This window comes from Amylibacter marinus (assembly GCF_030160015.1).
Classification (GTDB): Bacteria; Pseudomonadota; Alphaproteobacteria; order Rhodobacterales; family Rhodobacteraceae; genus Amylibacter; species Amylibacter marinus.
The window spans coordinates 621,928-635,259 of the sequence record NZ_BSNN01000002.1 but is presented as its reverse complement, the minus strand read 5'-3'; the positions used below and the strand labels follow the sequence as shown (position 1 = coordinate 635,259).

General features: G+C 51.1%; 15 protein-coding genes. 3 read left to right on the top strand and 12 right to left on the bottom strand.

Annotated features, from left to right (window positions below; translation table 11 throughout):
• Positions 1 to 120 precede the first annotated feature (120 nt).
• Positions 121 to 1,899: a sulfoacetaldehyde acetyltransferase gene (gene xsc / locus QQL62_RS03925; protein ID WP_284376270.1), complete on the top strand. Its 1,779-nt coding sequence runs from the start codon at positions 121 to 123 to the stop codon at positions 1,897 to 1,899.
• Entirely contained in the window at positions 1,899 to 2,846 is a 948-nt protein-coding gene (locus QQL62_RS03920; RefSeq protein WP_284376268.1) for a phosphate acyltransferase, read from the top strand. The genes xsc and QQL62_RS03920 overlap by 1 nt, the downstream gene beginning before the upstream one ends.
• On the opposite strand, the gene QQL62_RS03915 is transcribed toward QQL62_RS03920, so the two are convergent.
• From QQL62_RS03915 to QQL62_RS03880, 8 genes are all read right to left on the bottom strand, one after another.
• On the bottom strand, positions 2,830 to 3,618 hold the full coding sequence (locus QQL62_RS03915; protein ID WP_284376266.1) for an alpha/beta hydrolase: 789 nt from the start codon (positions 3,616 to 3,618) through the stop codon (positions 2,830 to 2,832). The genes QQL62_RS03920 and QQL62_RS03915 overlap by 17 nt on opposite strands.
• A complete protein-coding gene (gene ilvN / locus QQL62_RS03910; protein ID WP_284376264.1) occupies positions 3,618 to 4,178 on the bottom strand; it encodes an acetolactate synthase small subunit in 561 nt (186 codons plus the stop codon). Before ilvN ends, QQL62_RS03915 begins: the two co-directional genes overlap by 1 nt.
• 57 nt (positions 4,179 to 4,235) lie before the next feature.
• The gene (locus QQL62_RS03905) at positions 4,236 to 5,033 is read right to left on the bottom strand and encodes a sulfotransferase domain-containing protein (protein ID WP_284376262.1); all 798 of its coding nucleotides are present in this window, start codon (positions 5,031 to 5,033) and stop codon (positions 4,236 to 4,238) included.
• 80 nt (positions 5,034 to 5,113) lie between these two features.
• On the bottom strand, positions 5,114 to 6,871 hold the full coding sequence (locus QQL62_RS03900; RefSeq protein ID WP_284376261.1) for an acetolactate synthase 3 large subunit: 1,758 nt from the start codon (positions 6,869 to 6,871) through the stop codon (positions 5,114 to 5,116).
• Positions 6,872 to 7,150: 279 nt separating this feature from the next.
• Complete coding sequence (locus tag QQL62_RS03895) at positions 7,151 to 7,975, bottom strand: arginyltransferase (protein ID WP_284376260.1); 825 nt, start codon at positions 7,973 to 7,975, stop codon at positions 7,151 to 7,153.
• A gap of 24 nt (positions 7,976 to 7,999) precedes the next feature.
• Positions 8,000 to 8,449, bottom strand: coding sequence for an RDD family protein (locus QQL62_RS03890; RefSeq protein ID WP_284376259.1), 450 nt, complete (start codon positions 8,447 to 8,449; stop codon positions 8,000 to 8,002).
• A gap of 77 nt (positions 8,450 to 8,526) precedes the next feature.
• Entirely contained in the window at positions 8,527 to 8,925 is a 399-nt protein-coding gene (locus tag QQL62_RS03885; protein WP_284376257.1) for a DUF2852 domain-containing protein, read from the bottom strand.
• Positions 8,926 to 9,050: 125 nt separating this feature from the next.
• A complete protein-coding gene (locus QQL62_RS03880) occupies positions 9,051 to 9,497 on the bottom strand; it encodes a DUF4396 domain-containing protein (protein WP_284376255.1) in 447 nt (148 codons plus the stop codon).
• 53 nt (positions 9,498 to 9,550) lie between these two features.
• On the opposite strand from QQL62_RS03880, the gene QQL62_RS03875 reads away from it, so the two are divergent.
• The gene (locus QQL62_RS03875) at positions 9,551 to 9,934 is read left to right on the top strand and encodes a MerR family DNA-binding protein (protein ID WP_284376253.1); all 384 of its coding nucleotides are present in this window, start codon (positions 9,551 to 9,553) and stop codon (positions 9,932 to 9,934) included.
• A gap of 20 nt (positions 9,935 to 9,954) precedes the next feature.
• Here QQL62_RS03875 and QQL62_RS03870 read toward each other — a convergent pair whose 3' ends face one another.
• The 4 genes from QQL62_RS03870 to metA are packed head-to-tail and all read right to left on the bottom strand — an operon-like array spanning position 9,955 to position 13,331.
• On the bottom strand, positions 9,955 to 10,569 hold the full coding sequence (locus QQL62_RS03870; protein ID WP_284376252.1) for a TetR/AcrR family transcriptional regulator: 615 nt from the start codon (positions 10,567 to 10,569) through the stop codon (positions 9,955 to 9,957).
• A complete protein-coding gene (gene ppk2 / locus QQL62_RS03865; protein WP_284376251.1) occupies positions 10,562 to 11,440 on the bottom strand; it encodes a polyphosphate kinase 2 in 879 nt (292 codons plus the stop codon). Before ppk2 ends, QQL62_RS03870 begins: the two co-directional genes overlap by 8 nt.
• On the bottom strand, positions 11,424 to 12,377 hold the full coding sequence (locus tag QQL62_RS03860; protein WP_284376249.1) for an alpha/beta hydrolase: 954 nt from the start codon (positions 12,375 to 12,377) through the stop codon (positions 11,424 to 11,426). Before QQL62_RS03860 ends, ppk2 begins: the two co-directional genes overlap by 17 nt.
• A 39-nt stretch (positions 12,378 to 12,416) precedes the next feature.
• A complete protein-coding gene (gene metA / locus QQL62_RS03855) occupies positions 12,417 to 13,331 on the bottom strand; it encodes a homoserine O-acetyltransferase MetA (protein WP_284376247.1) in 915 nt (304 codons plus the stop codon).
• Between the last annotated feature and the right edge of the window lies 1 nt (position 13,332).

Genomic DNA, 13,332 nt, shown 5'->3' with positions numbered 1-13,332 from the left:
GGTTCTGTCGTAAATTGACGATAAAACAGTCCTATAGGCATTGGATAATGGGTGGGAACCAACTAGAGTTTTTCGCAATGCCACAGGGCACAATTATCACTGTTTAAAAGGATCCATCCCATGAAAATGACCACCGAAGAGGCCTTCGTAAAAGTCCTGCAAATGCATGGTATTGATAATGCCTTTGGCATTATTGGTTCGGCCATGATGCCCATTTCCGATTTGTTCCCCAAAGCCGGCATTACCTTTTGGGATGTTGCCCATGAATGTAATGGGGGCATGATGGCTGATGGCTACACGCGTGCCTCTGGCAAAATGTCAATGATGGTGGCACAAAACGGCCCAGGGATCACCAATTTCGTAACACCGGTTAAAACAGCCTATTGGAATCACACGCCCCTGTTGTTGGTAACGCCACAGGCCGCCAATAAAACCATCGGGCAGGGCGGCTTCCAAGAGATCGAACAAATGAAATTGTTCGAGGATATGGTCGCCTATCAAGAAGAGGTCCGCGACCCATCGCGCATGGCCGAGGTTTTGAATCGCGTGATTCTACAGGCCAAACGCGCCTCAGCCCCAGCACAGATCAATATCCCGCGTGATTTCTGGACCCAAGTGATCGATATTGATTTGCCTCAGGTTGTGGAATTCGAACGCCCAGCAGGCGGCCAAGAGGCCATCGGAAAAGCGGCTGAGCTGCTATCAAACGCCAAATTTCCCGTTATTTTAAATGGCGCAGGTGTGGTGCTGGCGGGTGGTATTCCTGCCTCTGCGGCCCTTGCCGAGCGTTTGGATGCACCCGTGTGCTGTGGCTATCAGCACAATGATGCATTCCCAGGTACTCATCCGTTATTCGCAGGGCCATTGGGCTATAATGGATCCAAGGCAGGGATGGAATTGATCGCGCAAGCGGATGTAGTCCTGGCACTTGGCACGCGGCTTAATCCATTTTCTACCCTGCCTGGGTATGGCATCGATTACTGGCCAACCAACGCCAAAATAATCCAAGTAGACCTTAACCCAGATCGCATTGGCCTAACCAAGCCCGTCAGCGTTGGGATTGTGGGTGATGCGAAAAAGGTTGCAGAACAACTGCTGGCGGAACTGGCCGATAGTGCAGGTGACATCGGGCGAGATGCACGTCGCGCAACCATTGCCCAAACCAAATCTGCTTGGGCCCAAGAGCTTACCTCTATGGATCACGAAGATGATGATCCAGGCACCACATGGAACGAACGCGCACGGGCGGATAAACCCGACCACATGAGCCCGCGTATGGCATGGCGCGCAATCCAGAAGGCCCTTCCGACCGAGGCGATCATCTCCTCGGATATCGGAAACAACTGTGCCATCGGCAATGCCTACCCCAGCTTTGAGCAAGGGCGTAAGTATTTGGCCCCCGGCCTGTTTGGCCCTTGCGGTTATGGTTTCCCAGCGATTGCTGGTGCCAAAATTGCCCAACCCAAGACCCCCGTGGTCGGGTTTGCGGGCGATGGCGCCTTTGGGATTTCCATGAATGAAATGACGGCTGTAGGCCGCGGCGAGTGGCCCGCGATTACCATGGTCATCTTCCGCAATTATCAATGGGGCGCCGAGAAGCGTAACACAACCCTGTGGTATTCAGACAATTTTGTAGGCACAGAGTTAGACGAGGATGTCTCCTACGCTGCAATCGCGCAGGCCTGTGGTTTGGTTGGCGTGCAGGCAACCAGCATGGATGACTTGACAGAAAAGTTGGACACTGCAATTAAGGCGCAAATGACGGAAAACAAGACCACCTTTATCGAAATCCTTCTAAATAAGGAACTCGGTGAACCATTCCGTCGGGATGCGATGAAAGCACCGGTGAGCGTTGCTGGTATTGATCCCGCTGATATGCGAGCCCAAGAAGGTACCTAATGTCCGGAACATCTGACTATCTGTCAAAAACCACCACGCCCTGTCCTGCATCTTTGCTGGATCTGGCGCGGGCGGGGAATACCCCACGTGTGGCTATCGCGCGTGCGGGTGCGCCTCTGCCTATGCAGGCCGCCCAAGAGGGCGTAAATGCAGGCATCATGCGCCCAATCTTTGTGGGTGAACAGGCTGATATTCTGTCAGAAGCCAAGACCTTGAATTGGGATATCTCTGAATTTGAAATCATTGATACCAATGGCGAGGCCGAGGCTGCGAAAACCGCTGCCGAATTGTGCGGCGCGGGGGATGCGGATGTGCTGATGAAGGGACAGCTGCATACGGACGTATTCATGAAAAATGCACTGTCAAGGGATGCAGGTCTGCGCCTTGGTGCACGCTTTGTGCATCTCTTCGCGCTCTATTCCGGCGGGGCAGAGACACCGGTGGTGGTTTCAGATGCGGCGGTAAATGTCAGCCCCGATCTAGACACCCGCAAGGATGCCACCCGCGCAGTGGTGCGCCTGCTACATGCGCATGGGATAAGAACCCCCAAGGTCGCCTATTTATCTGCAACCGAGAGTCCAATTCCCTCGGTGCCAAATAGTATAGAGGCGCGAGAATTGCGTGATTGGGCCACAGCACAGGTGCCCAATGCTCAGTTCTCTGGGCCTCTTGCGCTGGATCTAATTTTCTCGGAAAAATCACGCGATATTAAAGGTTTGCAGGATGATCCTGTGGCTGGAAATGCGGATGCGATTATTGTGCCGGATATTACCTCTGGCAATACCCTGTTCAAATCAATGGTCTATCTGGGGGGGGCTTGTGCCGCTGGCCTCGTGGTTGGGGGCAAGGTTCCGATGTTGCTGACATCACGCGCAGATAGTGCCGATGCGCGCTTGGCTTCGGTGGCCTTGGCCTCGGTTTGGAGCAATATTAGCGATCAAGAATAGAGCGCACTAACCTAGATTGCGCATCTGCGAGGGGCTCTAGAATCGTAAAATGATCGGCATCGGGTTCGGTGTTTATACGTGCGCTATCCCATGCTTCATTCAGTGTTGTAGATTGCTGAAAGAAGCTGGGGACCTCGTTTGTCCCAACCCAGATTTGTACATCTTTGACAAGATTTTGTGCCAAAGCGGGGCTTTGCTGCTCTGCCTCGGCCATGGTTAGGCGAAAGCCTTCGTTCATTTTGGTTTTCAATAGGGGGCGAAGATCATGTAGGCCGCTGACGCTGGTGGCGCGCACTATGCGTGCTTGGGTGTCACGCGAAAGGGGGGCCGTATCGCAAATCATCCGCATGGCCAAATGCCCACCCGCGGAATGACCCACCAAATAAATCGGCTGTTTGGTGCGCGCGGCGATGGCTTCTAAGGCGCGTCCAATGGAGTCCACGATCTGTTCTATGCGCACCTCTGGGGTCAAGGGATAGCTGGGCATAAACACATCCACATCATGATCCAAGAAACCAGCCATCAGATGTGTGAAAACACTGCGATCAAGGCTGCGCCAGTACCCACCATGAATAAAAATCACAGCGGCGGCAGGCGCGGCCGAGCAGGGTAGGAAGTCGTATTTTTCACGGGGATGCGCGCCGTAGTCTAATCCGAATTGTGCGTCAGGTAGTTGTGCGCGGAACCGTTTGGCCCGCGCCGACCAGTTGCTTAGAATTAGCTCGGCATCTTTGATCGCGGCGCGTACGTCATATGCGCAATCCCAATCCATTACCCGCCACGAGAAATAGCGGCAACACCGGTACGCGCGACATCAATCAGCCCCAAGGGCCGCATCAGCTCTACGAATGCGTCGATTTTCTCCGGGGTGCCAGTTAGTTCGAACACAAAGCTTTCAAGTGTGCTGTCCACGACATTGGCGCGGAAAACCTCGGATGTGCGCAGGGCCTCAACCCTGTTATCACCTTTGCCTACCACCTTGATCATCGCCAATTCGCGCTCTACTGAGGGGCCCTCGACAGTCAAATCATGCACGTCGTGCACAGGGACCAAACGACCCAATTGCGATTTGATTTGTTCGATGATCGAGGGCGTACCTGTGGTAACAACAGTGATGCGTGATAGCCCCTCAGTGTGGTTGGTCTCGGCCACGGTCAAACTCTCGATGTTATAGCCACGGCCGGAAAACAATCCGATAACGCGTGCTAGTACACCTACCTCGTTATCAACCAAAATGGCCAGGGTATGGGTTTCTATCGCATCCCCTAGGGTGCTGCGAAGATTGTAGGCACTTTTGCGCGAAGAACCTTTCTTCAGGTGCAGAGCATTCATCGATTTTTCCTCTTAGTGTTTGGGCTAGTTTAAGAGGTTTAGGAAGGCTTGTCAGCCTCAGTTTGCAATCAAAATAGTGCCGTCGGGTAAAATTGGCGCCCCTGTATAGACCAAACGCTGTCGTCGCCGGATTAGCGTTTTTAAGAAGGGTGCGAATGTTTTGCGAAATGTACGAATTTCTGATGCAGGCATTTCAGAAACAAACCTTTTTTGAATACCTTTGTTCATTTGTGTAAAGCGGCTCTTGCGCACGAAACGGGCCACTTGCGCCGCAGGGATTTCTAGCAGTAGCTGTGCTAGGATATGACGGGTGGTGATATTCATATCAAATGCCAGATCCTCGTAGTACAACGGCAGGCAATTAGGGCGTACTAGCCACTGTGTCAGGCTGTCGACCTGTGATGTGATATCCAACAGCGCGGATTGCATATCTGTGATCTCCGAAAAAGCCATACGCCCCTCTGACCGGCTGCGGTTGCCATGATCCAGCATCGACAGCGCCATATCGCGGGGATCGCGATAGGTGGCCTGAGCGATGGCGATGCCTTGCTCCATTGCCTTGATGATGCTGGGGTCAGGGCGGCAATGGGTTTTTATCACCACCGGGTGGCCGATTTCCTGAATCTCCTGCCAAATCTGATCCAATTGATCGTGGTCCAGATGATGGGCGAAATTGATCCTCGATTTCTCGGATATCCCATCGGCCTTTAATTTTGGTTGTGCATAGCCAGCCAATTCCAGACCGCTGCGGGCTAATTCAAAGGCCAGCGTCGAGCCACATTTGGTCATCCCGTAGGAGAAAACGATTTTCGGACCCATGGGGTGTGTCGGGGGCAAAGATGTATTAAGCGTCATGGAAAAACCGTGGCGCTAAATAGTAAAATTTTCTTTAAAATGCTTGGATCAGGGATAACGAAGGGGCCAAGGCCCCTAGATTATACCATAACCGCGCCGTCGGCATCGATTGCATCTTTGGTTGACGAGCTGCTGAGGATCATCTGGTTATGCGCCTTGCCCGATGGGATCATGGGCAAACAGTTCTCGTGCTTTTCAACCAAGCAGTCAAAAATCACGGGGCCGTCATAGGTTATCATTTCCATGATCGCCTCGTCCAGATCGGCAGGATCCGATACCTGAATTCCTTTGCCGCCAAAGGCTTCAGCCAATTTCACAAAATCAGGCAGGGCCTCTGACCAAGATTGCGAGTATCGTTCGCCGTGCAGCAATTCCTGCCATTGGCGTACCATACCAAGGCGCTCGTTGTTCAAGATAAACTGTTTGGTAGGCAGGTTATACTGGGTGCATGTGCCCATTTCCTGCATATTCATCAGCCAAGAGGCCTCGCCAGCCACATTGATAACCAAGCCATCAGGATGGGCCACCTGTACGCCAACAGAGGCAGGCAAACCATAGCCCATTGTGCCCAAGCCCCCCGATGTCATCCAGCGTTTCGGGTCTTCAAATCCCAAATACTGTGCGGCCCACATCTGGTGCTGGCCCACTTCGGTGGTGATAAAGCGGTTCGGGTGGTCCTTGGTTAGGGCCTCTAGGCGCTCTAGGGCATATTGCGGCTTGATGATCTTGTCTGATTGTTCGTAGGATAGGCACTTGACGGCGCGCCATTTGTTGATCTGATCCCACCACGTCTTCACAGCGGTGGCGTTGGTGCGCGATCCACGCGCGCGCCAAATGGTGATCGCCTGTTCCAGTACTGTACCAACATCGCCCAAAATCGGTACATCCACATGGATAACCTTGTTAATAGAGGACGGATCAATATCGATGTGAACTTTTTCTGAATTTGGGCTGAATTTATCGATCACACCAGTGATGCGATCATCAAAGCGTGCGCCAATATTGATCATCAGATCGCAATCATGCATGGTTAGATTTGCTTCATAGGTGCCATGCATGCCCAGCATGCCGATCCAATGCTCACCAGAGGCCGGATAGCTGCCCAATCCCATAAGTGTCGAAGTGATCGGGAAATTGGTCTCGCGCACCAGAGCGCGCAGTGTCTCACAGGCCTCAACCCCAGAATTAATCACGCCGCCTCCGGTATAAAATACGGGCTTCTGGGCGGTTTCCATTAATTCAACGAGCGCGGTAATTGCGGCTTCATCGCCAACCTTTGCTGGGGCGTAATGATGCAGGCGCGCATCGTCCTTTTTGGTATAATCACCTGATGCAAATTGAACGTCCTTGGGGATGTCTATCAATACAGGGCCGGGGCGACCATTTGTGGCGATGTGAAAGGCCTGATGTAAAATATCCGATAGCTCGTTGGTGTCTTTTACCAACCAGTTGTGTTTGGTACAGGGGCGGGTGATCCCAACGGTATCGGCCTCTTGAAAGGCATCAGAGCCAATCATAAAGGTCGGCACTTGACCCGTTAGAACCACCAAGGGAACACTGTCTAACAGCGCATCTGTCATGCCGGTTACCGCATTGGTGGCACCGGGCCCAGAGGTTACCAGAACAACACCTGGCTTACCGGTTGAGCGCGCGTAACCCTCGGCGGCATGGGTTGCGCCCTGTTCGTGGCGCACCAGAATGTGGCGGATTTTCTTCTCTTTGAAAATCTCGTCATAGATGGGCAATACCGCACCACCAGGGTATCCAAAAACGGTATCCACGCCCTGATCCAGCAATGCTTGGATCACCATTTTTGCGCCCGTCATCTGTTGTGCCATAATCCCACTATCCTTGTCTTTCTGGCATAAAAAAACCCCAAACTGGGGTGCGCATTACCTACAAAAGCATTGGCTTTTTGCATGCTGCGCTGATCTAGCTGACCACAATTTTTGCTCTTACGTTTCTCATAAAGGCAGGTCTAATGGCTGAACAAGGTTCGTCAAGCGAAAAATTGAGAATTTGGTGGTAAAATTGTAATTTAATTACAAAGACAGCCAATTTTGGTAATTAAATTGCTATCATGGGCGATAAATGTGCCTAAAATTTCACAAATTACATTATCCGAGTGTAAGATCCGGTAACAATATTGCAGCAACCTGTTCCTGGATAGATCGCTTGGGGCTTGCCTTCACCTCGGCCTGTACCACCTCTGGGTCGACAACTTTGTTCCATTGGTTGTTATAGTATAGCTCCAGCGCCGAGAACTCTGCCTTGTAATCCATCTTGGCACTGCCTGCGACCCAATAGCCGAGGTAGACGTATTCTAGGCCCGACTCTTTGGCGATGTTAATGTGATCCAAAATCATAAACCGACCGGGACTATTGCGGCTGATCTCTGGATCAAAGAAGGAATAGACCATGGATAAGCCATCTGCGACAACATCGGTCAAACAGGCCGCACGGAGCTCGAGGCGGCCATTATCGCCCTTGGATTGATACTCAACGATCCGTGTGCGTACGGGGGTTTCTTCGATCATGGCGGCAAATTCGAACATATCCATATCCGCCATACCGCCATTTGCATGGCGGGTTTGCAGGTATGTTTTGAACAGATCATACTGCTCTTCGGTGGCCCAGGCGGTGTGGGATCCGCGCTCTAGATCTGTGTTGCGGCGTAATATTCGGCGTTGTGATTTGGAAAACGTGAAATCCGCCACCCGGATCCGCGCCGAAATACAAGCATTACAATCTGCGCAGGCAGGGCGATACAATACATTTTGCGATCGGCGAAACCCTTGGGTCGACAGTATGTCATTTAGAGCTTTGCCATGGGCATCTTGTAGCCCAGTAAAAAGCTTTCGCTCAATCTTGCCCTCTAGATAGGGGCAGGGCTGGGGGGCGGTAACATAGAATTGCGGCGCAAGCGGAAGGGTGTGTTTCATTACAATAGGCTAACAAGTTCTAATTCAATGTTCAACGGGGCGGTTGATGGCCGTAGTGCCCATGATCAAATCATGCAATCCTTGACCCCGCGCACCAAACAGCATCATCGCCATGCTGGCCAATTGCAACAGAACAGATATGCTCATACAGCTAAAGGCCAAGGTATGCCAAATGGATTGCTCTAGCGTAAATCGATTTCCTTGATTGTTTCTAAATTCAATGCCGGTAAAGATCATCCCCAGTGTTGCCGATCGCCTGTTGATCATAAATATTCGATACCCAACCCCCACCGATAAAAACAGCAATGGAAACAGAAACAACAGAATTCCTAGGGTAACAACGACCAACACGAGCGAGATCAGCAGGATGATAACCAGATCAACACCCCAGGCAATCAATCGTTTGAATGGCACGCCCGCATAGAATTGGGCGTCAAGTATGGGGTCAGGTAAACCACTATGGTGATCTTGCATATAAATTCCTAAACTAAATGCACCGCCCCAGATTAGGGGCGGCGCGATCCTGCCACAAGGGGGAATAGTGGCGGATTTTACTTGGCCGGTTCTACCAATTCTGCATCATCTGATACGTTGGTCTTTTCTTTGGCGCGTTCATCCAAAAAATCATCAAACTCGGATTTGTCCTTGGCACTGCGCAGACGCTGAAGGAAGGCGTTAAATGCGGCCTGTTCTTCGTTTAGACGATTGATTGTGTCTTCTTTATAGGCATCAAAGGCGCTGTTGCCTGTGCTGCCCTTGTGATGTGCGGATGAGCGACATTTAAAGAAGGTGTTTTGCATGCGTTTGCTCCAGATCATATAGAAGAGAATGGCCAATCCCAGAGGCCATATAAAAATGAATCCAAGGATCATGGCCACGAGCCAAGCGCCCTTACCGCGTTCATCCAGCCACTGGATTGGGGCGTTGTACCATGAGATTGTCGAAGTCATTAGGTGTCCTTTCGAGGTGAGAAGTAATGTAAATGTTATTCACATTAACATATCTAGACAGTTCTCAGTCAGTTTCAAGCATCAGTGCAAAAATATTTTAAATCGGGCGAAAAACTGCAGATAGCTTAGTGACAGGCCTTACCAAGAGCCTTTAGTCGCCAGTAATTGTAGGGTAGCGGCGCAAGAAACCCCGCCAGCAACATAATAGGGATCACCCACCATGTTAATTTAGCGCCCCCAGTTAGGACCACATCCACGATATTCATTGCCGCCTCCATCGCGATCATGGAAATCAGAGACATTCCAATCGCAGTCTTGAACGCAATACGAAACGCCATCTGGCGAGCCAGAATGAAGGTTTCTAGCGCAATGGAGGTCAACAGCCCATTAATAATCGCCAGGGTCATAATTGCCAGAACAGGCCAGCCAATGCCCGTGTATTGAAAATAGGCAATGGTTCCCAAATCGCCAATTGAACAGCCCAGCAAGCACCATGCGGTGTTCTTGGCGGCCCGCGGCCATGTATGGCGGCAATACCAATTTATCTGAAGATTTTGCGCGATACTTGTCATATTGATTCCCTTGCTTGGCTCTTTTATAACCTCTCCAGTAACTGGAGGGTAAAATGAAAATTGGCGAAATTGCAAAAAAATCCGACCTGCCGATAAAAACCGTGCGCTACTATGCCGATATTGGCTTGGTTACGCCCAGTGGGCGCTCGGATGCGGGGTATCGCCTGTATGATTTAGAGGCGTTGAAACAACTGATCTTCATACGCCGCGCTCGCAGTTTTGATTTTTCAATCGATCAATGCCGTGAGTTGCTGGCCCTTTACACCAATCACCAACGCAGCGCCGCAGACGTAAAAAAGCTGGCCTCTGCGCATTTGGAGATGATCCAGAAGAAGCAGCTGGAACTACAGCACCTGCATGATGAGCTGGCCCATCTGGTGAATGCCTGTCATGGTGATGAGCGCCCAAACTGCCCGATCATTGATTTTCTGGGATAACTAGTGATCCTCTGGGATAACTAGTGATCCTCTGGGATTATTCCCAATCCGCGCAAATAAATTCCGGTGCCCGTTTCCAACAGCTCTTCGGGCGAAAAGGGCGAATTTGATCCAGGTTCGCCGCGGGCGAATAGCTCAACAATCCCATGGCTCATAGCCCAAATATGTTGGCTGATCATCATCGCAGGCGGGCGCCTATGGGCCGGTAGGCCTTTGCTCAGCTCGTTTGCAGCGCTGTTTAACACATCCATAGCCCGGTTGGCGGCATTGGCCAGATCTGCATTTGCATTGATCTTCAGACCGCTTTCAAACATTGCAATATAGTGGCCTGGATGTTTGCGGGCAAAGGCCAAATAGGCACGCCCAACACTCTCGAAAGCGGCAAGAGGTGTCGCGGCCTTGGCGCTGGCAAAATCCATCAGCTCGGCAAAAATACCAAACCCCTGCAGGGCAACCTCGCCAATCATCTCTTCTCGCCCCACGAAATGCCGATACGGAGCGGCGGCGGACACACCGGCGGATTTCGCAGCCTCGGCCATGGTAAATCCGGTGGGGCCCTTTGTTTCTAGCAGAGTCGTTGTCGCATCAACCAATGCTTGGCGCAAGTTGCCATGGTGATAGGATTTTTTAGCCATTGTCCGCCGATAGTAATTCTGGCCCACCGGTGATTTCCGGATCGGGTAGGGTGGCAATATTGGATGATTTTTGTGGATAGGGCAACTTGGATAATACGGTGCGGATCGCGGCAATGCGCGCGCGCCGCTTGTCATCTGTACGTATCACATGCCACGGCGCATGATCGCTGGATGATTTATCCAATGTCTCGGAAATGGCAGCGGTATAGTCATCCCATTTTGACAGGCCCTTCACGTCAATACCCGACAGCTTCCATTGCTTTAAGCGATCGCCCTCGCGATCCAGAAAACGGCGCAATTGTTCCGCACGCCCCACATTCAACCATAGTTTAACAACTGTGATTCCATCATTCACCAGCATGCGTTCAAAATCATTCACTTGGCTGAAAAATACAGTTCGCTGCTTCTCGGTGCAAAACCCGAATACCTTCTCGACCACACCGCGATTATACCATGACCGGTCAAACATGACGATCTCTCCAGCACTGGGTAAATGGCGGATGTAGCGTTGAAAATACCACTCGCTACGCTCGGTATCAGATGGTTTTGACAGGGCGACCACCTTCGCAACCCGCGGATTTAGGTTCTCTCGGAATCTCTTGATAGTGCCGCCTTTGCCCGCCGCATCACGCCCCTCGAAAACAACCACGACCCGCGCACCGGTCTCCGCCGCCCATGATTGCACCTTGACCAATTCTACCTGTAGGTCGGCAAGGGTGCTTTCGTATTCGCGCCGTTTCATACGATCACTATAGGGGAAATTTTGATCCAAAATCTGGTTTTTCTCGGCGGTGCGAATGGCATTACGCACATCGTCTGGGGCGTGTTGGGTGAAATAGGTGCTTATGGCACCATCAAAGGGTTTGGTCATTGGTCTCTCCTATACTGTTTTTAATATGGAGTGTATCCGACTGATTACAATTTTTTTTCAACGCAGCCTCTATTTCACGTAGCGCTAATTGGTGTGTTCCATGGCCTAAACCCTGTAACAGCTGGATGTTTATCTCTGCATGTTTGGCCGCCGCTGCGAACTCTTGACAGTGGTAGATATGGGCAACACTGGTGTCTTCTATGCCGTGGATGATATCGATGGGTAAGTTGAGATTTGGGTATCGTAACAGGGCAGAGACCGTATCTGGTGCAAGGTTTCGCAATTGACGGGCGTTGGCCACGAATGATTTCGGGCGTACCGTTAGGCCAACCCCCACATAATCCAAAAAACCTTGTGGTGGGGATTGCGGGTTAAACACGGATGCATAACTATTGCGAAAGTAGCGATCCCCCAACAACACAAAGGCTAAATGCATTAATAATGGCCCGATTACCGGTAGGGCAACCAGCCGATAAGTCAGCGATACCTGCATATCCGGCCACAGGTGCAATGGCGCAGACAGCAATAATAGGCCTTGGGTGAACTTGGGGTGATTAAGGGCCATGTGCGTGGCCACAGCACCGCCCATGGAATAGCCCAGAACATGGGCCTGTTTGACGCCAATGGCGCGCAAAGCATCCACCAAAATATCGCCCTGCTGGCCCAATGTTTCACCATCCAATTGAAAACGATCAGAATAACCATGGCCTGGGCGATCTAATGCGATCACAGTGAAATGCTTTGCTAAAATCTCGATCAGGGCAAAATTGAAATCTCGTAGATTACCACCAGCCCCATGTATCAAAACCACCACAGGCCCAGAGCCCCGCCGCAGGTAGTGAATGCGCTTGTCGTTTAGGGCGATAAAATCACCGATAGGTGGATACTGTGCCTCTATTTTTTGTCGTTTGTGTCGCGATAATAGCGAAACCACCATGGCTAACCCTAAAACAAGGCACAGAATTAGTCCCATATGTTATGTGCCGATTTTAGATATGTCGTAATGGGTTGTCTGATAGATCTGGTTGATCCAATTGCCGTAGAGTAGATGCGCATGACTGCGCCAGCGATTCTCGGGCGGCAGGCTGGGATCATCATTTGGGTAGTAATTAGCCGGTACATTGATCGCGGTTCCATTGGCAATATCGCGGTCATATTCCTGTTTTAGGGTATGATTATCATATTCCAGATGGTTAAAGATATAGAGCGCGCGATGCGCGGGATCCTCTACCAAACAGGGGCCAGATTGCTCGGAATTCACCAGTATTTCTAGTCCTGCGGCCTCGATCTCTTCGGCCTTGTTTTCTGTCCAGCGACTAACAGGCACTACGATATCGTCCGAAAACCCCTGTAAGTAGGGCGAGGATAAATTCAGCACTTGGTGGCGAAAACATCCAAATGCCTTGTCGGCTAGCGCATATTTTTTAACACCATGTAGATGGTAGATCATCGCCATAGCACCCCAACACACCCCAAAGGTGGAATGCACATTGTCTTGTGTCCAATCCATAATCTCCTTCAGCTCGTCCCAATAGGTTACATCTTCAAAGGGCAGATGCTCGATGGGGGCACCAGTAATAATCAACCCGTCGAATTTCTCATCCCGCACCTGATCAAAGCTGCGATAAAAGGCCTCCATGTGCTCGGCGCTGGTGTTCTTGCTGGAATGCTCGGTCATCCGGATCAAGGTCAGCTCGATCTGGAGCGGGGTTGCTGCGATCAAACGGGCAAACTGCGTTTCAGTTTGTATTTTCAAAGGCATTAGGTTCAGCAAACCAATGCGCAAGGGCCGGATATCTTGGCGTGCCGCTTGCCCGTGCGACATGATACTGACGCCTTCGCTTTGCAAAACATTGAAGGCGGGCAACTTTGAAGGGATTTTAATAGGCATA